Raw genomic sequence first — 23328 nt, forward strand, 5'->3', positions numbered from 1 at the left:
ATTAGATTAAATATATTACTATATCGACAAGATCTTATATATAACGTATTATCTTTAAATCTTAAATAAGATAAACGTCTTAAAAAACCGACTTATTTCTTTTAACAAAATGCAGTAGGCCTATTGATTATAGGTAATCTTGACTTTTTTACTGAATATACGTGTAACTTATTAAAATAAAAAGAGTTTTACAGAAATCGTAGAGTATTAACTTAGTATAGGTGTCTCTTATTGAGAAGCGAGTTTGAATTCTTTGGAGTGAAGCGATGACAGTTGGGCAGATGTCGGCCTCCCTTGCCGGACGATTGCCATTAGTATTGGGCAATCAACAGATACCAAAAGTCTATTATCGTTCTAAATTATTTACTATTTCATTCACCGCTAACCCTCTAGTAGCCGCAGCAGGGCCCTTACTTTCTCTCTTGGAGCGACTATGCATTAGTCCTTCAATGCCACCTGTGCAGCATATTAGAGAGAATATTGAACATGAATTACGCGCTTTTCATAGCCGTTTGGCTGGAAAAGCATATACAGAAGAATTCGATGCAATCGCTCATTATCTTCTATGCGCCACTATAGATGAACTTTTAGGTAAAAGTTACCTTCGTTTATATGGACGCCCCGCCGAATTCCAAGCCTTTACACCTTTATCCTATGATGATATAGGTCCTGAAGAACGCTTTTTTGATATTGTTAATCATATTAAAGAAAGTCCTAATCAATACTTAGATTTGATTGAACTTGCCTATTATTGCCTTATTGCTGGCTTTGAAGGGAAACAACATCAAAAGGCTGATGGACGATTAATACTAGATAATATGATTGAAGAATTATTCCAACTTATTCAAAAACATCGAGTAAATAAGCCTTGCCACCTTTTCAAAGAATCTAAGAAAATGTCGGCGCCTAAACAAAGCTATAAATCAATTCTAATAATAAGCTTAGGTTTATTAGGTATGTTAATAACAAGCTATGTAACTAGNTAACTAGCTATTTTATATTAGATGGTAAAGCCAAAGCAGTCCAATTTGGGCATGCTGTAATAGCAGAGCTGGATAATTAATGGATAAGTCATTAGAAAATTTATGTGACGCTCTAAAACGCATTGGCTCACAGTTAAAACCGCAAAATAACTCTATTTCATTTATTCTTGTCACAGGAAAAAGGAAACAAGGAAAAAGTGCTTTTTTAAAACAAAGCTCACTTAAGCAATATACCGTAGATCCAGAAAATAACGCCAATTTTTTTTACAATGATCTCGGCATTATTTTAGAACTTGGCGAAGCTTGGCTTAATCAAAGTGAAAATTTACTCACTTTTAGTTTAAAAAAATTAAATCGCTGTGTTAAGGGTATTAAAATAAGTGGCATTATCTTATGTGTTGATAGTAGCGAGCTTTTTTTAGCCGAGCCATTAACTTTTCAAGAACAATGTAAAAAGCATTCCTTATTACTTGAAAATTTTGCCAATGCACTTGACTACCCTATCGATACTGCCTTAATGCTTACGAAATTAGACACCCTAGCTGGCTTTGCTGAATTCTTTCAATCTGAACATGAAGTCGATTTAAAAAAGCCTTTAGGCTTTTCGCTTGACTTGCGAAAAGAACGTACGAAGTTAATTTCACAATATCATTATCGATTTGATCAAATGGTAGAAGTACTTGGACAGCAACTAATTAATAAGTTACACCCGGCTCGCTCAAGTTTAAAACGCACCTTAATTCGTGAGTTTCCCCTACAATTAGCCGGGTTACGTGCGCCCATTCAAACAATACTACAAAATATCAACCATAATTTAATACACCTACAAGCTATTTATTTTAGCAGTGCTGAGCAAGGCGGCTTAAGCGTTGATAGACTTAATAAAAAAATCCAGCATGAATATGCGCTTTCTGTACAAGATAGATTTCCTCAATCTACTAATTATCGTGCCTATTTTATTGAAGGAGCTATTCATTCATTTCAAATACAATCACAATATCATTTACCTCAATTAAGTAGAAAGCAGCATATTACTATTGCAACAACTGCAACAGTAGTTAGTTTACTTTTAGCGGGTTTAAGTTATCAATATTTTAAAACTTCAAGATTATTAGATGAAGCAAGTAAAGAACTAATTGCCTATGAGACCTTAACAAGCCAAGCTAATAAAACCGCTGCGCTTTATCATTTATCCTTGGCAGAAAATAAATTGAATTTAATTCCTAAAGGTATATTGCAGGTTTCTATCATTAATCAACTTAAAACAAGACTACATAAAAACACTAAAATTAAATTACGTCATGATTTTTTAGCTGATTTAATAGCAAGCCTAGAAGAAACACTTACAAACCCATCTCAGACACAATCGGCGCGCTATCAAGCCTTAAAAGTTTATCTTATGATTGGTGAGTCTGAGCACTTTTCAGAAGCAGAAATACATCAGTGGTTCAATCAATACTGGCAAACTACTCATGCAACTAAGCTTAATAATACCCAAGAAATATTACTGAAAAAGGCCTTAAAACAGCCCTTTCAACCCCTTCCTATTAATTTACAGCTTGTTACCGATGCAAGAAATTATTTAAACGCTTTACCAGCTACTTATTTATACTATTCCTTAGCTAAAAGTTATTTTCCTAAAGAAAATTTAGCCATAAATTTAAAAGGCTTTAATTTATCTAATAAAGAGATACCTATTTACTTTACGAAAGAAGGTTTTAAGAAAGTTACTACTTCGTTACCTAATATTGCACAAAAATTACAACAGGAAAATTGGGTCTTAGCACGGCAAGATTTAAGTACATTATCTACTCAATTAGAGCAGGCCTATCATTTTGATTATATTACTTGGTGGCAAAACTTTATTAAACGTGTTCAATTTGAACATTATCAAAACTATGAGCAAGCGCGCCAACTTATACAAATTTTGCAGCAAACAAATGCAATTACCCGTTTACTTACATTTATGCAGCAGCAAACCAGCCCTGAATCAGGGGAGCAGTTTGCACTTTTTAATCAAAAGATTGCGAGTCAATTTACACCCTTAAATTTAATTTCTATGTCTGCAACGCAAGAATTTACCCAGAATATTAGGGAGCTTGAAAAATTATTAACTACGCTGTCACTTATTAAAGACAATGGGCAAACTGTTTTTAATCTTACTCGCTCTCGATTTTTAGGCGAGAGCGTAGGCGATCCTTTAAGTATGTTATACAGCAGAGCAAAACAACTACCTGAGCCTGTAGCGAGTTGGGCAAAACAATTGGCTGACGATGTGTGGTTTATTTTTATAAATGATAGTAAACAATATTTAAATAAAAAGTGGCAAGATACTGTATTTACTCCTTATCAACAAACGATTGCTCATCGCTATCCTCTAGATTCAATACAAGAGGAAGATGTTTCACTTGCTGATTTTAATAATTTTTTTGCTCCTCAAGGAATTTTGAATACTTTCGTTAGCAATTATTTAAAACCCTTCTTAGATATCTCTCATCCTGAATGGCGGCCTAAAGAACTTAATGGATTTGTTTTACCTATTTCGGCAGATTTAGTGAACGAACTTATTCGGGCAAATGTTATTAGTAATATGTTTTTTCCAGATAATAATGCAACAAGTAAAATTGAATTTAGTTTACAGAAAATTAATTTAGATCCTGTAGTTGCAAACTTAGAACTTAGTATTGGTCAAACAACCCTTCAAGATACCCAAACAAGTGAATCTTATATAAGCTTTAACTGGCCCCAAACTGGTGCCAAATTAATTTTAAGCGCTATTGATGGCAGCCATTTTGAATTAGAGGAGAAAGGCGTTTGGGCCTTCTTTAAAATGTTACAAAAAGTTAATGTTTTAGTGGATAATAATGATAGCGCTAATTTACAAATCTTATTTGAAGTTAATGGTAATTCTGGTCGTTATTTACTAAAAACTCAAAATCAAATTAATCCTTTTAGTCCCGGCATTTTAAGCGGATTTAGTTTGAAAAAAGAAATTGCCTAAATTTTTAGGAATTTTTAGTCAAAATATTGTTTATTAATAATACATTTAATCCAATTATGACTATTTTATTCAAATATAATATTTTATTATTGTCTAAATAATTTAACCTCTGAGATTTTATGCCAGCGGAACTTCTTCTTAATAAAGATGATGAATTTTTTTTATCCATAGTTAAACAAGAACATCATAGTTTTCTAATGCTAGGTGTCATACAAGATAACAAGCCCACATTATTAGCTAGGGTTGGCAAAACCAATGACATTGATCCAGATATTAAGAAACGCTTTAAACCTTTTTATAAAAACCTAACGTCAGGCACCTTAGCACGACTTGCTGATGAAGGAATTACACGCAAAAGTTCCCAAAAAGATGCTATCGCCTATCAAGCCTATTCAATTACTTATGAACAAATGAAAGAATTTTTAGACCTCATTACTTACATTGAAGAAAGACAATTAGCTAATGACGAGATTAAGAATGCTCTAAATAAAACGTACAAAAAAAAATTATATAAAGAAGCAATTCAAGCGTATGTTCCTAGCCAAGAAAATGTATCTAATAATCTCACTACAAGTCCTAATCAAGTCGTTTTTGAATATAAAAAATTAAGAGAATATCGGGCTCCCGAAGAAATTTATCTGCAAAATTTAAGATCTGCCTCACAAATTGTAAACAAGATAAATCGAATTAATGTTAGCAATACATGTCGACATAGCGCTTTAGATATTTTGGAATCCATACTTCATTATAAAATAGATGCATCTAAACAATTTTTTATTCCCCTTTCTTATCATACGAAATTAATAGCTGGTGTTCCCGATAAACAATCTTTTTATATTCTTCCTCCTCCACCTTCAGTTTATAAACCTTTAACTAGTTATCAGCTTAGTACCCTTAATAAGCTCTATGGGCGCTTAAAAAAAATACCTAAATTACATGGTAATGATATTAAAACCCGGATGAAATTTGATGAATTAAAAGATCTCTATAATAAGATTGCTGGTACATCTAAGCTTAGTGCTTTTGATCTGCTTTTAGAAATAACTGAATTTGAAAATGACAAGAAAGATATTTTGTTTAGACGGCGCTCAAATCACTTTATTAGTTTTTTTTCGTCTCATTCAGCCACTGAAAAAACGTTGCAGGAGATAAAAACTAATTTAGAAAAAGAACCTAATAAATTTTCCACTGAAAATAACCTAACTACCTTAGCTTTAAGCTTTATCTAATTCAGTTAAACTAAAAATTCTTAAGGGGTAAATAAATAGATGGCTTAAAGGTAAGGCATACTAAACTGTACCCACCTCTATTATCAAGTAATTTAAAATTTACCTACTTTACAACAACTGAACTAAGTAACTAAATTGTTTTTGCTGGTAAAACTTTTATGTCAGGATCTCTTGAATAAGCTTCTAAAATATCATGAATCAACTGTTCAATGACACTGTCCATAGCATCTTCTTCAATTAAACCTTCTTGTGCTTTAACAGCAGCTAAACGATCTTCAACTTCTTTTGCTATAGAACCATTAGGAAATAAATTAGCAAGTACTCGTCTTGCTTCAGCAGGGCCTAAATGCCTATATAATCGATTACGAACTGCAGCATCCTCAGCAGTGGTACTAAAAGCCCATAATTCAATAGGGCCTAGGGTAAGCGTTAATAATTGCACGTTAACGCCTGTTTTAGTAGCGTATTGGGCTAAAAAGGTGGCTCCTCCAGCCCGCGGCCCATGAACACGAGTACGCAATGCTATTTTAGCAGTATCAGATAAACCAAAAATTTGGGTAGTCTTTTCCACTGCTTGAGAAGGCCCTGCATCCATAATATAAATAGAAGTAGCAAAGTCAATCATTACTGAATCAAAGTCTTCTACTGATTGAGAAAGTAAAGCAATCTGCACTTTCCATTTTCTACCTTCTCGCATATCAATTAGTACTTGATCGCGAACTGCTAATGATTTAGCTGTACGATGGAATTCATCGTATACAATACGTTTAGGATCCTCACGAATTTCGAGTATACGATTTTTATGATAGTCTCGATATTGATCTGGGATACTACTTAAGCTTTCTTCAGTTAGATAATAATGCCGGGCTAAAACATAACGTGCGAGCATATACATCACTGAAGTTTGTCTATCCGCAGCATCTCCCCCACTTTTCGCAACTTCATCTAAGTCTAACGATACAACTCGAGCATCGCCTATATCAAAACTTGTTACCCTTGATAGAATAGGATATTCACGTACAGCACCAGAAATCATACGAGAAAAAGCATTTATTAATGATTCACCAGTTGGTGTAGTTACTTTCTCATATAAATCTTCAATAGAGGCTGTACGACAAATTGATGCAGCATCGGCAATCAGTGGCATTGCATATCGCTGCGCAAGCATAGCCTCATGGATAAAGCCTGCCGAAAATAACGAATCAGTTACTTCCCACCACGTAGATTTTGAATCCCTAATAAATCCTATTTCTTCTAAGATACTGTCAATAAATTCTTCTACACCTTGGGCATAGGGTGTTGGATTAAATTCATCAGCCATACTCTTATATAATTCATCAACCACCATGCCTGCTAAATCAGCCATACCATCATAAGGCTTAGGAGAGCCTAAGGGGGTTGTAAGTAAAGTTAAAAAATTAACTAAAAATGACCGCTCCGAAGCTGTAGGGTAGCGACAACCTAACTGAGTATCAAACGGGTTGATAGAATATTCTGGTGTCATACGCAATCGGTAATAAGCAGCTAGATGACGTTTAGATACTGGCAGTGCTTCTTTTAATAATGAAATTAGACCGCTACTTGAAGGACCAATATCAATAATGGCAATCCGTGGCAATCTACTGATACCCGCTGAAAGACATAAAGCCAGATTTAAAGCGTTAGATAATACCGACTTACCAGATCCAGGACGAGCATAAATTAAATCAATCCAAGTTGTTTGTTGCGTTGAGCCCGGCTGGTATGGCCATGGTTTACCATCAGGTGAACGAAATAAAATTGCACCTGTACGCCACGGAGAAGCAGGCCGAGTAATCGGTAGCATGGTAATTACATCAGATAAAGGTGCGACAGAAGACACAGCTGTACTATTTGTAGTAGTCGCTAACATACTAGAAACAAAGCCTGCAAAAGGATCACCACAAATTTCTGATATATCGGTTGATCCCCAACCCTGAATTGCCTTCACTAATTCAGAGCTACGGCGGCGTAACAAAGGAATTTCGCCTTCTTTGGCCCAAGTTGTTGCTACAACACGCAACTTCACAATAGCATCATCTGTGTTTAACTTTAAATATTTTAACAGATTTACAGAGTCACTTATCAATCTATTTTGAGCAGAAGAAAAGCTTAATATTGACGATAACAAGCCTTTAAATCTAATTGTATCTAACCCCTCACTTTCAATTAAAAAGGAAATTCGCCAGGGTACATGTGAAGGTAGAATGCGGGAAAAAAGGCTAATAAAAGGTCTAACTTCTTTAGGAAAGAGGTCAATAAAAACTGAGGAATATATTTTATCCCCTACTTGTACTGTTCTTAAATCCACGCTAAATGCATCACGAGGAATAATTTGTTTTGCTAATGAAGGCCATAATAGGTCTGAAGCATCGCCTTCAAAATCATTAATTTCACGGGGAAAAATTTTATCTCCCGGTAAGGTAGCTCGCCAATCCTCCGCTGTAAAATCAGCATCTGCTGTCATGCGAATAGCATGTATCGCCTCATGAACCTCAAGTAAATTAGCAAAAATATTAAGCGTTGCTAAGTCATTCAATATAGCACGCACATAAGCTTCATGCGTATCCCGTAGCTCCGGAATAGCAGCATATACAGTTTGAGTGTTTTTAAAAGGAGGCGCCTTGGTATCTCTAATCATCTTAATTTTAGCTTTATTAGCAGCTTTTAACTGCTCTTGGGCAAGATTAATGGGCCTCGTAAATAGTACAAAATAAACTTTCTCATCCGCACAATATTGTGCCAAATAATCAACTCGCTCTTTAAACAGATCAGCCAAATTTAACTCAATTCGTTCAGCTGTACTATGGGCCGGTGCATAAATATTTTCAATTACTTTTTTGATATTTTGTTTGTCATGACTAAAAAAGACTTGCAATGCGTGACCGGGCCTACCCATAGCAGCTTGGAATGAATTAGTTAATCCTTCAACCAATATCTGAAATTCATCTGCACCAGATAAAGCAGTAATTCCTTCTACTTTTATAATAGAAAGCAAAGAGCCATCATGATTTACTAGAACCGTGGGACTATCAGCCGTTTCTAATTCACAATAAGATTCTGTAGTTTGCTTTAAAGAAGTACTAAGCCAAGCGAAAAAAGTATCAACACCTTCGAAAAAAGACTCTGCCCACTTACCCATACCCTTTCCTATTTTAGCTTCAGTGCAACTATTGCTGCTAAATTAATAATTAATAAAGTTCGCTTCTTACTTAATCTATCATTTTTATTTTAGAGTAACCCTTTAAAGATAATCTGTATATCTAACTACTTCTATTATATATAGAACATATTCTTTAGTAATTCTTTAACTAGGCTTCTCCAGAAACTCACTGCAAAGAGCTAAGTTACAAGTTACACCAGCGCACAGAACCGCAGTGTACGTCAAAGCACATGAGAATTCGAGCACTGCTGCACCTACAATTGGCCGTTGCAGTAGAGTTTCTAAAGAAGTCTAATGAGATTTAATTTTATGAAAATTATATAATCTAACTAGCTTCCGTCATTTCTTCTAACGCACTTGCAGCCCACTGCTCAATTTGCTTCCGGAATTTAGCCCGCGATGGTAAAAGACGAATATTATGGAAAAGTTTATCCGCAGTATCGATAGAGGCACCAGAATCAATAATCAATTGGCCAAAAATAGCCGGATCACTTGTCCCCTCTCCAAATTTTTCTTCTACAGCCTGAGAACGAAATTTAAAACTTCGATATATATTTTGTGCGCTCGTTTTATAACCAGTATCATTGGTAATAGCACAAAATAAGACATGGCATAGGCTATTTAATTCCTCTTGAGAAAGCTCGGGTAAGTAGATTAAGGTACCACCACCATAGCCACCAACCCCTACAGACTCGATAAAAAAACATTGTGCACAAAAGCAACATGCTGTAGCCATATTTGCTAAGCGATTATTAGTATAATTACCGTCAAGATTTACTACTTCTTGAAATAACTTAGCTTGAAATCCACAGAATTGACAAGTATAACGATCTCGTTGAAATACTTTTAATTCAAAAGATTTAAATCGTTCGTCTGCTTTCCTGGCTGAATATAAGCGCCAAGCACCAGGACTAGCTACAAGTTTTAACTTATTACTTTCCTGATCTAAAGCCATATAAACCTCTATATACTTCGTAATTTCAAACAAGTTATAAAAGTTAGAAGCCCTAAGGCTTCTAACTTTTATAGATATTCATCTATAGGTAAATTATAAACTATAAATTATATAATTTTAGGTTTCAGACCCAATAATAGATCCACTAGGGCCAGCTACCTTTCCACCAGTAGTTCCAAACATTGTGTAACCAGCAACATCTAGAATTGTAGGTAGGAATAACAATGCCGCTGCAATAAGTACCAATGCTATTGGTGTACCAATAGTTATTTGCGTAGGATTATCTTTGTGCTGTTTAAATTTCATAATAGCACCAATAGAAAAACCAATACCTGCTAAATATGAGCCCCCTGTAATTAATCTAGTTAAACTGGTAAAAGATTTAACTATATTAGAAGCCATTGAACCAATTGTTGGACCGCCAGCCAAGGCAGATTCTGCTACTATTATTAATCCTATACAAGCCACCCAAGCAAATAGCCTTTTAAAATTCATTTTTCTAAAAAAAGCCGAGCTTTCCACTTTTATTCTCCTATATTAACTTGTACCATATAAAGTATTATTAATTATTTCTAAAGTAAGAACAATGTTCATTGCAACAATACCACCAAAAACATGAACCATTCCTTTGCCCAAACCACCCGGAGTCTGCCCTTGCGAAGATGAACGGGCTATTAATACCCACCCTCTTACAAATGCAATCAAACCTATAACCTGAATGATAATTGTCAAAGATTGTCCAACTACGCTATCGCTACCAAACAATGCATTTATAGTTGGATTTTGACTATCAACTGGAGAATATCCAAGAATGTTAGGTGAACCAAATGTGGTATTAAGTAGAATACTTAATCCGGTAGGAAAATAAATAAACATACCTGCTACCAAAAGATAGACTAAAGGCTCTTTCATGCTTGCATGACTAGACATCATCGTGCGGGATTCTCCATAACTTTTTAAAGAATAAATTGCTTTAAAAGCAAAGAAAACACCTATAACATAGGCAAGGCCAGTAATAAGTCTTTCTACAGGGATTAAACTTTTAGCAATATTAATAATGATATCTGCATTAGAGGTTACCCAATCTGCAACTGAACCCCCACCTGCCATAACCGCCTCAACTATCTTGTTGACTAAACCTAATTACTTGACCTGAACTAGTCAAAACCCGTCCTTGATTAGGATCAATCAATTTAACCACACCGTATCCTGGAATATTCGTCCCCTCCCTTACCGTAAGTGTAGACCCATTTGATGCAATTAACCACGCCCTACCAGGAATAACAGCTTGTATATAATACACTCTACGTGGAACAATTACCCGACGTACAACTTTTTTTACTTTTGGCGCTTTTTTTATTATCGATAATGCCGTAATTTGATTAACTTGTTTCTCTATTGTAGCAGAAAGTGTATTAATTATTTGGGTTAAATTTTCAATCTTTACATTTAAATTACTTATATTTGAGTTAATCCCACTAAGCTGATTATTTAAGGTATTAATATCAGCTCGCATTCCTTGTTGATTAATATCTATTGCAGATATTTTTTGGTCAATTTGGCTTACATCAAGCGAAGGAGTACTTACAGCAACCGTAGTTGGTGTGGTTGTTGTCGATGAGGATGTTGTTGTTTGAACTGGTGCTACTTCTGCTGGCTGGGACTGCTGTGTCGGTAGATTATCAGTAGGTACTGCTGCAATAGGCGCAGAAGTATCAGCTGATATACCATTAGTCGTTGCTGTACTGGTTGTAACCGTTGATGATTGGTCAGTAGGTGTTGTTATAGCAGGGATACTTGCATCAGTTGACGTCGTTTTTTTAGTAAAAGAACTTATAAACCTATAGACTACTAAAGCTAAGAGAATTAGTACTATTGCAATAATTGCATTTCTTATCACATGACCTCCGCCACCGGCAGAGCGTACGCGAGTTGTGCGTTCGACAACTTCATCATCCTGGCCCATGGGATCAGTACTAATAGTATCGTAATCAACAAATTCATATTCATCATTATCTTGAATTTTATCTACCATGTCTTACCCACTTTTAGCTTAAAGATTCATTAAATCCTGAGTAAATAGTACACCTATCCCAGTTCCCGAATAGACATATACTGTCGTTGGCGTAGAAAATTGTTGCTGTGCAAATTGCCCCCAATTTCTACCTACTGTTGCTAATCCAATAACTGCATTTTCTAGTACCGAACGTCCAATACCATTTTGAATAGTAATATTATCTCCACCACCTGTGCCGCCAATAGTTACCTGCGTATCAGCCGACTGGAATGCATTACCTAACCCTTCAATAAAAGAAGAGGCAAATAAAGAACCATACCGAAGTAAATAATGATGGTCTGTACGACTAGAAAGTGCTGTTCTAGCTGTATTTATATCAATAGCGTACGCATTTATGGGGGTACTTCTACTTGCTCCGGGAACTGACATAGTGTTAAAACTAATAACCATTTTATCGGCATTACTTGGCAAATTAAAGCTGCCAATTAATTTCGCGCCCTTAAATCTGCCAGAAACAACAGTTGCTAAGATCGGTCCGGGTTCATCACTATTTACAGAAGTATCTATTACAGCAAAAAGAACATCTCCTGTTTTAATTAAAGCTTTTTGCTGAGCTGCACCATTAGAATTAATTACTGTAGTAGGGTTACCAATTACAGTTCTATTCGTTGAAGTTGTTTTCGTTGTAGTAGTCGTGGTCTTTTTTACAACAGGATTACCAGCTATATAAGCTTGTAGTGCAACTTTATTCCAATTCTGCAAGTATTGATTTGCTATACCAAGCATTTGACTTTGTCGATCTTGTAAATGCTGCTGGTATCTTTGATCAGCCATTTGCTGATTCTGGCGAGCAACAACAGCTTGTAATTGAGCTTCCCTAGCATTGAGATTAGCTGACGGGATATTACTTGCTGCAATATTTTGTGTAGCCGCCGTAGCCCCTGCAATAGTAGGAATACTAGAATCAACAGGAACGTCACTAGATAACGTATTCAAACCTGGAACTTGAGAGCCTACTGCAGTTTCAGTTGGGCCAAATCCCGCTGCCTTTAAATCTGCATCACTGTAGCCCGCAGCTTTTAATTCCCGAGCGCCAAATCCCGCTTGTTTTAAATCTTGAGCACTAAAGCCAGCCGCTCTTAACTGACTAGCATTAAGCCCTAGCGCTTTTAGTTCAGCTGCACTAAAACCTGCCTCTCTTAATTGAGCAGGCGTAAATCCAAGTTTTTTTAAATCTTGCGCAGAGAAACCTGCGTCACGTAATTCTCGTGGTCCATAACCTGCTGCTCGCAATTGATCAGCCGTAAAACCTGCATTTTTTAATTCAGCAGCAGTAAAACCGGCATTTCTTAGATCTTGTGCAGAAAAACCTGCGGCTTTTAAAGCAGCAGCACTACAACCTAAGGTTTCTCTAATAGTTGTTGCAGAAACACCTGCTGACCGCGCTGCACTTAATGCTGCAACGCTACAATCTGCTGTACGCCCTGCAGCAATTAAAGCAGCTGGCGTTCTACTTAATTGACTTAATTGGGCTGGCGTTAAAGTTGTTCCCGGTAACCCACCCGGGCTAAAACCGGCATTTTCTAGAGCGCGTTCACTATAACCTGCTGCCCTTAAAGCCTGCTCGCTACAGCCATTTAGTTGCTTAATTCGACTTGCTGAAACACCTTGTTTAAGCAGAGCATTTAGCTTAGCAGGGTCGCATCCGGCGGCTTTTATGGCCGCATCAGAAGCTGCCATAGCGGCTCTTATTTGTTCTGGATTAAATCCAGCCGCTGCTAAATCCTGCGGCGTAAATCCTGCATCTGCTAATGCTCTAGCATTATAACCAGCTGCTCGCAGTGTTTGCGCACTACAACCATTTAGATCACGTATCTGAGCCGCTGAGACGCCTTGCTTTAAAAGAGCGCTTAATTTAGCAGGATCACAATCGGCAACACGGATTGCTACATTAGGATCTGCTAAAGCGGCTTTGATTTGGTCAGGTGTAAAGCCAGCTACGGCTAAATCTTGTGGTGTAAATCCTGCATCTAACAAATCAGCAGCATTAAAACCTGCCGCTCTTAGAGCTTGTGCGCTACAGCCATTTAGCTCATGTATCCTTCTTGCAGATACTCCTTGATCAAACAAACTTTTTAATTTCTCTGGATCACAATCAGCAGCTCTAATGGTATTATTATCTACCGGCACCGTGCCTGCATTACGTATTTGTGCTGGTGTAAAACCTGCATCCTCTAAATCATCTCCTGTAAAACCTGCAGCTCTTAAGGTTTGTGGATTACAGCCAGCATATTGGCGAATAAGCCTTGCACTTACCCCAGCTAGCCTTTCATTACGTAACGCAGCTACATTACAATCAGCTTGTCTAATATCATTAGCTGTAACACCAGGTGGTAATTCAGATTGAGCTGCAGAAATATCAGCTGGTGGAAAGCCTGCTTGAGCTAAATCTTGCGGTGTAAATCCTGCATTTAATAAGTCACGAGCACTATAGCCAGCTTGCCGTAGTTGATCAGGTGTAAAACCTGCGCCTCTCAAATCAGCTGCAGTAAAGCCTGCTTCTCTTAATTGCTGAGGCGTATAATTTGCTGCTTTTAATTGCGCCACACTACACCCATTAATTCGCCTAATGGCGCCTGCGCTAACACCTGCAGCTCGAAGACGAGTTAGTGCTTCAGGTTGGCAATCTGCCCTTTGAACATCAGCTATAGAAATATTATGAGGCAGCCCACTTGCACGTGCTATTTCTTGCGGAGAATAACCTGCACCTTTTAACTCACCATCGCTAAAACCACCATCTTTTAATGCTTGAGCACTAAAACCTGCGTCACGAAGTTCACAAGCATTGAACTGACAAGTACGTAGGCGCTCCGCTGTATAACCAATACTTTTAAATTGGTTGGCATTAAAGCCTGCCGCTTTTAACTCTTGGCAGGAGCATACTTGCTGTAATGCATTTATTTGATAACCAACATCCTTAAGTTGTATACAAGTACAAGCGTTTCTAAGTACAATTAAATTTGCACCTTGAGCAACTACTTTATTGACCGTTGTCTTACTGCAATTATTATTTTGTAAATCTTGCAACCACAAGCTACGTTGATTCCCAGCTTGCTCAGCCGTACTTAAACCTGTAAAACTTAACCCACCTTCTCCTCCCTGCGAGCCTACAACTTGGACACCAGAACCAAGTGCTTGTGAACGAACTATGGTAGGGATAGCGCTACTACCTGTTTTAAGTGCAGCTTGAGCTTGATTAACATTTTGGGTTTCTTGTAACTTCGCATATTGAATAGTTGGGTCAAGAGCACCGGGAATAGATTGAATACCTGGCACATAATTTACAGAGGAGGGACTTACTGATGCTTCCTCACCAGAGCGCACAAAACGTAATACGCCATATAAGACCGCTATAATTAAAAGTATGGCTGTAAAAACAATAATAACGCGTGAACGGGTATTGGTGAATAACGCCTGCAAATTTTCTTTTCTACCTGCCATGTGATTATAACCCTTCTACCTTAAGCTGCATGACTTTTCCATGCCAAGATACAAGCAAAACAGGAGACTTTTGCATTTCATAAGCATGCATACCGTCTGCGCTTGTCATACTGCTAATCCATCCTGGCGATAAAATTGTAAGGTTAGTTCTAACATACATTCTATTATTAAATAGCCATGCTCTAGCATCACCCCCACTGACAGTTAACCGCTGACTTCCACCTGGCGGTACACCATCTAGAACATGTAATAAAAGATCATTTGCGCTTGGAGGTAAACCTACTTCAGCTACAGGGGTGATAGCATGGGGACCATAACCTTGGACACGTAAATCAACTCGATAATCAACTGCTTTTTGGCCAGGAATAAGAGTTAGCATTACAGGTGTATTTAATCCTCTTAACCTTACAGCCAAATTTCCATACGTATAGAGCTTCGTTGCTTGAATCATTAAAGTGTTACTTGTTCTATCCCATTGGATATTAAATGATGAAGGATCACCAAGATCATAAGCACTAATAGGCCATGGCGCGCCTGTTGAGTCTAAAAATACTAAGGAAGAGACAAATCCTTGTGCTAAACGAATAACAGGTGGTGTAGAACCAGGAGATAAATTAACAAATTGTGACGTTGCTGTTGGTTTAGGTGGAACCCCAGCTGGTGATGCTTGAGCAAACTCTGCTGTTTGAAACATTTGCTTTAAACGGATGGTTTGCTCAGGAGTTAAAGGAAATAATTGTTGTGCTACACTCTCAAAAGCAACTTCATCTAAAGACTCCTTATTTATAACGGGCACCGGATTTACGGCCGCTTCAGCGGTAGTCGTCGTAGTAGTTGATGTACTAGGAACTGTGCTAACAGCTGGTACGTTCCTAGTAGTAGTCGTCGTCACAGCCCTAGTCGGCGAGTTAGCAATATTAGGTATTACACTTGTACTTTGTGTTTTCGTATCACTAGCTGTGGTTGTAGTTTTAGTTTGAGTTGTATTGGTACTGCTTCCTTGATTCTGAGATAACCGCTGTTGTAATAGCCGTAACTGCTGTAAAGCCTGTTGGGCAGAATCCGATTGGTCAGAGGCATAGAGTACTGAACTCAGTATAGTCATAGCAAATATTAGACTAGCTTTCGCTGTAATACTGTTTTTTGGCTTGAACATAATTAGGTTACTCCGCCACTTGCTGGACCAACTACAAACTGTGCAATTCCTATACCGCGAGGTGAATTAAGGGTTGAAACTCGCGTTATTAGCATAGTAACCACATTATTTTGTTGAGAAAATTCACTTGCACTTTGATAAGTTACCAGTAAAGGCATTTGAATTCGCCATGAATAACGACCATTTAGTAAGCCTTTTTGTAAGATAATGGGCGCTCTTGTTGCCACTGCTGACACAATTAGCTTTTTAGCTTTAACGGCATCAAGATTATTAGATTGTTGCAATGCCACTAAAAATTGTTGCCAACCTTCTGCTGTAAAAAATCCGGATGCTGCTTGTAACTCATCACGATAATTAACAAAATTATAAGTAAATGCTGCGATAGCAGCCTGGTTAGCCCATTGTAAAACCGCTGAATCAGATTGATTAGGTTCATTTAAAGGAAAAATTGGCGTAATTCGCCCATTAATACTTGTAGCAAAATATTTAGGTGCTGGTGGGTGGGTGAGTAAATAAGCTAACATACATCCTAAAATAAAATTAGTAAGCAATGAAATGAGTAAACCTAGAACCATTTTTCTTTGACCATCACGGTAAAACTCATTACGCAAAGTTACTGCTGTTAGCGAATCTTTAACCATCTCTTCCTCTTTTTATTGTGGTATGGCTTTCTCTTCATTATCATCAACTGGATCTGGCGACAGTAAAAATCGTGATGAGTAATTTGGTGTAGCTAATGGGGTAAGTTTAATAGGAGGCGTAATTCCACTGCTTGCATAAAATGTCCGCTCCGGCCTATTTAAATATACATAGCTAATAGCAACACAAATAAATACGTTCAATGCCATAGACAGTAATAAGAACTTTAATGCTCGTCTATATGTCATTACATAAAATGATTTAGACTGTTTTATTCTATTCCAAGACTGACGACTCATTTAAACCTCATTTAAGGCATTAAGCAATAAGCTTTTAAATTTCTTAACAATTATTAGCTACTCTATAGTTACTTCTATCTCTCCAAATACTACCTTTATCATATCAGGGCGCACCTCAATTAAGCCTAATACAAAAGTTAATCACCGCTCTAACACAGCATACTTTTACTTAAGCAACAACGTCTCGAAAAGTAATCTCAACTCTGGAATTTAAAGACCGGTCTCCTCCTTGCATAAATGCTGATATAGGTTTTTCGCTTCCTGCACCTTCTGCAAAAAGAAAACGACTATCTATACCTTGTGACCATAAATAATCAGCAACTGCCCTAGCACGCGCTAAAGTTAATGATTGCTCTCTCTTAGAAGAAACATAAGGGCTACTATAACTTGTTACATTAACGCCTACTTTTCTAAATTGCTGCATAAACTTAACAACTTTATTTAGAACTGAATATGCCCCCCACTTTATTCTTGGTGATTGATCAGCAAATAAAACCGTCGAAGGAATACTGATTAAATAATCAGAGCCAATAGTAATGACTTGAACACCACATTTAGCAAAGCCAGCTTGCTGGGCAATAACATAAGCATCAGAAGAGCCTTTAACTCGAGTAGGCAATTTAAAACCCTGTTGAGTAAGGAGTAACATCTTTCCATTACCACAGCAGCAACCTGTCAAGATTAAGGATGATAATATGATAAAATATCTAATCCATAGGGTTAAATAACCAACACTCTCTCGTTTCACTTAAAATCCTGTCGCCAATATTGCTAATTCATTTTAGTAAAATCAAAACATACAAATCTTCAGGTTACAAGGGATTCATAAAAAATTCATAAACCATTCAAAAAAATGCTTATTAACAGAGCAATAAATGTTTTTTATTTCAAAACCTTACATACGCCAAGTCATTATAGCTGTCAAGAGTTAGTAAAATAAAAATAAGCTTATTTGAAGTTAAAAGCTAGTCGTATGTACGATCATTATTTTGTACAAATGCTAGATTTGGAGAGTTTAAATTAGAACTTGATCACTTACTTCAGCTAAGTATTAATCATTTTTATCTTCTAAACTTGCTTTATCACGCTCGCTGGCAATTCTATTAGAAAGCTCATTAGCAAGCTCAGCAAGTTCTTCGCCACTAATATAATCCCTTTCTTGGGGCGGATAACTGGTAGCTGTTTTAAAATCTTTAATAAGTTCATTTGATATAGAACCTGCGTATTTATCTTTTGCACCGCTTAAGCGTTCGATGGTAGATAGATAATTACGGGTATTATTAACATCCAATAAAGGTAGAGAAAATTGCTCGGTATCTTTAACTAGAAGAGGTAATGAACCTGGTTGTTGCCGTAATTGATTGAAGATTGTTAATACCCCTTCTTCTTCTTCCTCAATAATATCTTCAAGTGGGGGTAATTCATTTTGTCCATGATATGCAAGTAAAGCAGCTACCCCACGCTCTATTGGCTCTGAAATGGTGGACTCATGTAATGCCTGTGTTATGAGCGTGATTTCTTCGCTTTCTATATCTTTATTAATACTTAAATCACCACTGTCTAATATTTGTTGAAAACCAGAAAGTTGCTTTTGTAATTTTGCTAAATAATCATCAGCTGGTGGCTCAACTTTTAAAAATTGATTTAATTTTAATTGCTTAACTGGTTTCGGATTAGCATAAAACATGCGAGCCCTTACAATCTTTGATTTAAAGAAGATATGAGCTTCACCTTCAGTTTGTTCTTTTAAATCTAATAAATCGATACGAGCACGTTTTTCAAATGAAGAACTCTTCGTATCCATATAAGTATTTGCGATACTGGTATCTTTAGTTTGAAAAGAGTCTACTTTAGTGACATAAGCTTCACCCGCAGTCTTAGTAAAGAAATCCCAAGTCTCAGTAGGATCTTCAAGTTTCATACAAATTTTAATATTCGTATTTGCACCAATGGAAGCAGCTTCCTCTTTAGAAGCCTTTTGGAAGGCTGGTAAATCTTGCCCTGCAAAGATAGCAGAAAAACCTAACGAACGTGCCTGAGCTGGCACAACAGCAAATCCTTGTACTGCATAGTAACCATACTCGTCTAAGATGCACATATAAGGAGTAGGCGCATTGGTTGCTTTACGCTCAATAACATCTCGATAATCCCCCTCTACTTCTTCTCCTAAACCTGCGGCCATCATTGCTTTTAAGGAAGATACAATTACTTTCCCTAAGTTCGCTAATTCATCGGGAGATTTTTCTAAAGCAGGCAGTAACACGACCAAGATACGTCGGTTTAAAACAACATCTTTAAAATCTACTTCAGCAAGATTTGTCCTAATAATATGGCCATAGGTATCTGCTAAAGATGAGAAAGTTCGCGTTAACTGCATGGTGATGAAGCCATGTTGCTCTAAAACTTGCGATACTTGCTTACCTTTTTTTTCTTTATTATATCCAGGTAAGTTAAAGACATAGTTACGTAGAGGATCAGTTACAAGTTTTGGAACTGACTCAATATTAATACTTTCTTGTTCATCACGAGGAAATACTTTATCTATTACAATTGCTTCTAGCCGATTTAAATCAAAGTAATTTCGAATAGTATTGGCATCCAATAAAATTGCACCCTCGTCCCGCATATAAACTAATAACTTCATTAATGCCTCAACGAAGCTTATAGCTCGGCCTTTCCACATATCACCATCGGAAGATTGATTGGATGAGCCCATTAGGCTTACAACTAGCTGCGTTAGCATACTAGATGAACCTTGGCAAAATGGATTAAGGGTATTAGAAAGACGTTTTTCCTGTGGTCCAATGATGTCCCTAGCGCCTGTCATAAAGTTGATAAGTAATAAATCATCTTCACGTCCCATGCTACGTACCATGGAAAAAACTTTGGCATATAAAGAGTTATCACCTTTTCCATCGACATAAATAAAGCCACTTGCTTGCACCAAAGCATTAAATGCTAGTGACACTAACGCTTCTGTTTTACCGCTACCAGTTGAGCCGAAAATTAAAGCATGAGTTCGCATATCTTCATTAGCAAACCATAACTCTTCATTTGTTTTTCTATCATTACCGAAAAATGTAATTCCACGCGCGATATTCGGTGTCTTAATACCTGGCTTTAAATCATTATAATCTTTTACTTGCGCAACTTTAGGTAAGCGAAAAGGAAGGGTTTGTTTCCTAGTAAAACTATAAAGAAAACAAAAAAAACCTAATATTAATCCGACAGTAGCAAGTGCAGTCATATAATAAGCTACGCCTGCAAACATCACTAATATAATCGATGCATTAGTTGGGTCTGAAAAAAAGTCAGCAATACGTTGCCCTATTGTACGCGTATCTCTTAAGAGCAGCGTAGGGTCAATTTCATGCCTTGAATCAATACCTCGCATCATGGCTTTAACTCCTGCAACTCACGGGGAGATAGCTTAACTTCTTTTATCGCTATCTCTAAAGCTTTAATAGCTTCATCAATCATAGGAACCAACGAACGCCTACCCAGTGCTTTCTCTGCTATCCAATGAGCAAAAGGACCCGCTACTTCCGCAAATGGCGTTTGTCTACCAACACTATTAAGCATATACCATAATCGGCGATCTAGGGGCTTTAACCATAAAAATTCTGCACTAGGCACAACACCATCTTTACGAGCGTTCTCCAATAAAGAGGCCATCACAGTCAACATATAAGCGTGCTGGCTCACTATCTCTTGGACAATTTCTGTATTTTCGTATTTTTTTAGAATGGGCCTTGCGACAGCAAAATCAGGCTTTCCTTGGGCAAACGTTTTATCTATATGCTCTAAAATCATGCTTGCAGCACCACGGTCACGATTAATGCGGGCCATAAAAACCGCTGCTAGCGTATAAGCTTGGGGCGAGCAACGTTCAAAACTTTCCCAATAAGGCCCAAGCTGCAAAGTAAAAACGCGCTTAGCATCACCACGACGAACACCTGCTGTAAATTCCATACCCGGAACTGGGTTATCTAATAAAGCGTCATCTTTTTTTAATAAATTATATTTACGTGCGAATTCCATGGGCGTTAGACCCATCGCCCAACGACCTTTATTAACATCCTCACTAACAATATCTTCTTTGACGATAGGCATAATAGCCGGCCAATTAAATTGTTCTTGCGCCCGTAATGTCTTCATATCGTGTGCTTTACGAAATTTTAAAGTCACATTTGAGGTATAAAGATAAACAGCTAATAGAGCTAGAATAGCAACAATAGGATAACGTATATAATCCCCAACACTTGCCGTCAAATCAGCGAACTGCTCCCACTTAACAGATGAAGGATTAAGGGTTTGCATCAAATAAACATCGTTAGCAAGCTTAGGATTATCAATAAATAAATTAACAAACTTAGCTTCCAATAAATTAATATGAAAAACAAAAGCTACTATATATTGATGGGCAGCGTACCAAATAGCATATAAAACCACAAAAACCAGTAGAGTTATCCATACTGGTGCCATGGAATTATCGCCTCCTCCGCCACCACCAGATTGCTGTGGTTGTTGGGCCATCGGCTATTTAAATCCAGTTATTTAATTCAAGTATATACCTATCATTATAACTTTATCAGCTAAAATTGGCGAAATTTTCCCCGTTTTTAACTATGAATTATCTTTTAATTCGTAAATAGTTTCTCACTGAAGCAAAAATGAAAACAATAAAAGCGAGTTATAGCTAAATTTCAATTATTTAAGCAGATAACTTAATAATTTAGAATTCATTTATCCCAAATAATTAACGTTCTACATTACTCATAAGGAGGCGTCCCCTTTGATAACGATAAGTACCAGAAAGGTGAACAAAATAATGAATATTGTTAAGATCTAAAGAGCGGTCCCTTAAAGTCAACAACTGCTTACCAAATCGGTCTTGCGGCATTTTATCAGGTGGTAAATTCAATATACTGTTTTTATCAACAAAAATAGCTATATACCCTTCATTTAACTTATTCTCTTTTGATTTAATTAAATTTTTAACGTCTTCTTCATTAGCATAGATAGGCCGAGATATCATTTGTCTAGGGAGATTGAGAATAATACGCTCCCAAGCTTGTATGTTACTGCCATCAGAGGTGTATAAGGAGATAAAAACTTCCTGCTGATTTGGGTTAGTTTCTCTACCTAGTAACTGATTACTTTTCGCTTTTAGCTCGTTCGATTCATTATATAGTTTTGTCAATTCATTATGATAATCTTGTAAAGTTTTTCCGATAACCTTTAAAAAATTAGAAGTATCCCATGGACCTCCCTTAATGGTGTCTTCCAATACTTGTAAGATCGCTTTTACCTGATCATCAGTTAAATGATTTTTACTCATAATATGGAGATACTTAGACAAATTGATGAAGTTGTTAAAGATATTATAACAGTATTCAACCAGGAAAGTTGAATACTGATTAAATTATCCAAAACGTGGAGTTGAATCTGATAATTGAGGCTCAGCTTCAGGTGCAGATGGAACTACTTTATTTGGCTGAACTTGTGCTTTGAAGGTTTCCTGACTGACTTGCGCCTTTTCATCAAATCTAAAATTAGGATTTTGAGCAATAGATAAAATTTTAGGACCAGCGCCTGAAACCCTATTAAAGGCATCTTTAGCTCCTTCCTGTTTAGCTGGGTCAGTATTCATTCCTTTAATCTTATCTATTGTTGCACTTAGCCTACTCAACCCTGCAGGAAGCGATCTGGCAAATTGGGCTATTTTATCTTTAACTTCATCAGTTGCGCTTTTCTCATCAACAGCATAAGAAGTATTACTAGAACCTCTCACAGGTGGCTGACTAAAAAATCTATTTATGCTCATTTTTATTCCAAATCATTGATTACCAATATTAGATTACCAGAAATTTCTTTAAGATAAACTTAAAACAACAAGAAATTTCAATTTTTTTACAATTATCTTTAAAATTTTTCTCTAAGTTAAAACGTTCTGCAAACTATCGCTTTTAATGTACCCTAATTGTACATTATATTCAATGTGTGGTCAACTTTTAATCATACATTAATTCATCAAGAGGCGTATAGTCCCGGCTTGGCCCGCCTTGAATTAACTCATTTAGCACATCTGTCATACATAAAAGCCGTAATGAATTGGGCGTGACCTCATCAAAAACCACGCGAGTGCCTAAAAGAGCGTTTTCAGCTTCATCAAACGTGGCACCCAATCCATAACCTAGGCAAAGAGAACATAATTGGTCAGCACGACGCGCAATAGCCGGCAGTAAGCCTGTGTCTGAAAAGACCTCATCAAAGCTCATAAACCTATCATTTAAGTAAAATTTAGCATTCATTGAGGAAGCAATGAGGGCTAAACTTCTACGGATATCGATATCAATACTCATAT

The 23328-nt window shown here is 36.9% G+C and carries 17 protein-coding genes and 1 pseudogene; 3 read left to right on the forward strand and 15 right to left on the reverse strand.

Annotated features, from left to right (window positions below; genetic code table 11):
* Positions 1-266 precede the first annotated feature (266 nt).
* From icmH to E1P04_RS00730, 3 genes and pseudogenes are all read left to right on the forward strand, one after another.
* A pseudogene (icmH, locus tag E1P04_RS00720) lies at positions 267-1063 on the forward strand (type IVB secretion system protein IcmH/DotU).
* A complete protein-coding gene (icmF, locus tag E1P04_RS00725; RefSeq protein WP_131781020.1) occupies positions 1063-3984 on the forward strand; it encodes a type IVB secretion system protein IcmF in 2922 nt (973 codons plus the stop codon). The pseudogene icmH and the gene icmF overlap by 1 nt, the downstream one beginning before the upstream one ends.
* 119 nt (positions 3985-4103) lie before the next feature.
* Positions 4104-5213, forward strand: coding sequence for a hypothetical protein (locus tag E1P04_RS00730; protein ID WP_131781021.1), 1110 nt, complete (start codon positions 4104-4106; stop codon positions 5211-5213).
* Positions 5214-5343: 130 nt separating this feature from the next.
* Here the strand turns inward: E1P04_RS00730 and E1P04_RS00735 are convergent, their stop codons facing one another.
* The 15 genes from E1P04_RS00735 to E1P04_RS00805 form a co-directional block, all read right to left on the reverse strand.
* The gene (locus tag E1P04_RS00735; protein ID WP_131781022.1) at positions 5344-8373 is read right to left on the reverse strand and encodes a type IV secretion protein IcmB; all 3030 of its coding nucleotides are present in this window, start codon (positions 8371-8373) and stop codon (positions 5344-5346) included.
* 346 nt (positions 8374-8719) lie between these two features.
* Positions 8720-9349: a type IVB secretion system protein IcmJDotN gene (gene icmJ / locus E1P04_RS00740; RefSeq protein WP_131781023.1), complete on the reverse strand. Its 630-nt coding sequence runs from the start codon at positions 9347-9349 to the stop codon at positions 8720-8722.
* A 117-nt stretch (positions 9350-9466) separates the two neighbouring features.
* On the reverse strand, positions 9467-9844 hold the full coding sequence (locus E1P04_RS00745) for a type IV secretion protein IcmD (RefSeq protein ID WP_131781228.1): 378 nt from the start codon (positions 9842-9844) through the stop codon (positions 9467-9469).
* Between the two features lie 42 nt (positions 9845-9886).
* Complete coding sequence (locus tag E1P04_RS00750) at positions 9887-10459, reverse strand: type IV secretion protein IcmC (RefSeq protein ID WP_131781024.1); 573 nt, start codon at positions 10457-10459, stop codon at positions 9887-9889.
* A 7-nt stretch (positions 10460-10466) separates the two neighbouring features.
* On the reverse strand, positions 10467-11384 hold the full coding sequence (gene icmG / locus E1P04_RS00755) for a type IVB secretion system protein IcmG/DotF (protein ID WP_131781025.1): 918 nt from the start codon (positions 11382-11384) through the stop codon (positions 10467-10469).
* 18 nt (positions 11385-11402) lie between these two features.
* Positions 11403-14867 (reverse strand): type IVB secretion system protein DotG/IcmE, encoded by a 3465-nt coding sequence (gene dotG / locus E1P04_RS00760; RefSeq protein ID WP_131781026.1) that lies wholly within the window; start codon positions 14865-14867, stop codon positions 11403-11405.
* Positions 14868-14871: 4 nt separating this feature from the next.
* Positions 14872-15972, reverse strand: coding sequence for a DotH/IcmK family type IV secretion protein (locus tag E1P04_RS00765; protein WP_427853025.1), 1101 nt, complete (start codon positions 15970-15972; stop codon positions 14872-14874).
* Positions 15973-16025: 53 nt separating this feature from the next.
* Positions 16026-16664 carry a type IVB secretion system apparatus protein IcmL/DotI gene (locus E1P04_RS00770; protein WP_131781028.1) on the reverse strand — a complete coding sequence of 213 codons (639 nt, stop codon included), beginning with the start codon at positions 16662-16664 and terminating at the stop codon, positions 16026-16028.
* Between the two features lie 12 nt (positions 16665-16676).
* A complete protein-coding gene (icmM, locus tag E1P04_RS00775; protein ID WP_131781029.1) occupies positions 16677-16961 on the reverse strand; it encodes a type IVB secretion system protein IcmM/DotJ in 285 nt (94 codons plus the stop codon).
* Positions 16962-17130: 169 nt separating this feature from the next.
* Positions 17131-17709, reverse strand: a complete 579-nt coding sequence (icmN, locus tag E1P04_RS00780) for a type IVB secretion system protein IcmN/DotK (protein WP_242604358.1) — start codon at positions 17707-17709, stop codon at positions 17131-17133.
* A 303-nt stretch (positions 17710-18012) separates the two neighbouring features.
* Positions 18013-20358, reverse strand: coding sequence for a TraM recognition domain-containing protein (locus tag E1P04_RS00785; protein WP_131781030.1), 2346 nt, complete (start codon positions 20356-20358; stop codon positions 18013-18015).
* On the reverse strand, positions 20355-21497 hold the full coding sequence (gene icmP, locus E1P04_RS00790) for a type IVB secretion system coupling complex protein DotM/IcmP (protein ID WP_131781031.1): 1143 nt from the start codon (positions 21495-21497) through the stop codon (positions 20355-20357). Before icmP ends, E1P04_RS00785 begins: the two co-directional genes overlap by 4 nt.
* Before the next feature lie 223 nt (positions 21498-21720).
* Positions 21721-22302, reverse strand: coding sequence for a Dot/Icm secretion system protein IcmQ (icmQ, locus tag E1P04_RS00795; protein ID WP_131781032.1), 582 nt, complete (start codon positions 22300-22302; stop codon positions 21721-21723).
* A gap of 84 nt (positions 22303-22386) precedes the next feature.
* Complete coding sequence (locus E1P04_RS00800; protein ID WP_131781033.1) at positions 22387-22788, reverse strand: hypothetical protein; 402 nt, start codon at positions 22786-22788, stop codon at positions 22387-22389.
* Between the two features lie 187 nt (positions 22789-22975).
* Positions 22976-23326, reverse strand: coding sequence for a type IV secretion IcmS family protein (locus E1P04_RS00805; protein ID WP_427852980.1), 351 nt, complete (start codon positions 23324-23326; stop codon positions 22976-22978).
* Between the last annotated feature and the right edge of the window lie 2 nt (positions 23327-23328).

The organism is Legionella gresilensis (assembly GCF_900639865.1).
GTDB lineage: Bacteria > Pseudomonadota > Gammaproteobacteria > Legionellales > Legionellaceae > Legionella_C > Legionella_C gresilensis.

Bases quoted from the DNA above. Each gene is read 5' to 3' on its own strand.
- icmF (WP_131781020.1), top strand. From the start codon at position 1,063: ATGGATAAGTCATTAGAAAATTTATGTGACGCTCTAAAACGCATTGGC.
- E1P04_RS00730 (WP_131781021.1), top strand. From the start codon at position 4,104: ATGCCAGCGGAACTTCTTCTTAATAAAGATGATGAATTTTTTTTATCC.
- E1P04_RS00735 (WP_131781022.1), bottom strand. From the start codon at position 8,373: ATGGGTAAGTGGGCAGAGTCTTTTTTCGAAGGTGTTGATACTTTTTTC.
- icmJ (WP_131781023.1), bottom strand. From the start codon at position 9,349: ATGGCTTTAGATCAGGAAAGTAATAAGTTAAAACTTGTAGCTAGTCCT.
- E1P04_RS00745 (WP_131781228.1), bottom strand. From the start codon at position 9,844: ATGAATTTTAAAAGGCTATTTGCTTGGGTGGCTTGTATAGGATTAATA.
- E1P04_RS00750 (WP_131781024.1), bottom strand. From the start codon at position 10,459: ATGGCAGGTGGGGGTTCAGTTGCAGATTGGGTAACCTCTAATGCAGAT.
- icmG (WP_131781025.1), bottom strand. From the start codon at position 11,384: ATGGTAGATAAAATTCAAGATAATGATGAATATGAATTTGTTGATTAC.
- dotG (WP_131781026.1), bottom strand. From the start codon at position 14,867: ATGGCAGGTAGAAAAGAAAATTTGCAGGCGTTATTCACCAATACCCGT.
- E1P04_RS00765 (WP_427853025.1), bottom strand. From the start codon at position 15,972: ATGACTATACTGAGTTCAGTACTCTATGCCTCTGACCAATCGGATTCT.
- E1P04_RS00770 (WP_131781028.1), bottom strand. From the start codon at position 16,664: ATGGTTAAAGATTCGCTAACAGCAGTAACTTTGCGTAATGAGTTTTAC.
- icmM (WP_131781029.1), bottom strand. From the start codon at position 16,961: ATGAGTCGTCAGTCTTGGAATAGAATAAAACAGTCTAAATCATTTTAT.
- E1P04_RS00785 (WP_131781030.1), bottom strand. From the start codon at position 20,358: ATGATGCGAGGTATTGATTCAAGGCATGAAATTGACCCTACGCTGCTC.
- icmP (WP_131781031.1), bottom strand. From the start codon at position 21,497: ATGGCCCAACAACCACAGCAATCTGGTGGTGGCGGAGGAGGCGATAAT.
- icmQ (WP_131781032.1), bottom strand. From the start codon at position 22,302: ATGAGTAAAAATCATTTAACTGATGATCAGGTAAAAGCGATCTTACAA.
- E1P04_RS00800 (WP_131781033.1), bottom strand. From the start codon at position 22,788: ATGAGCATAAATAGATTTTTTAGTCAGCCACCTGTGAGAGGTTCTAGT.
- E1P04_RS00805 (WP_427852980.1), bottom strand. From the start codon at position 23,326: ATGAGTATTGATATCGATATCCGTAGAAGTTTAGCCCTCATTGCTTCC.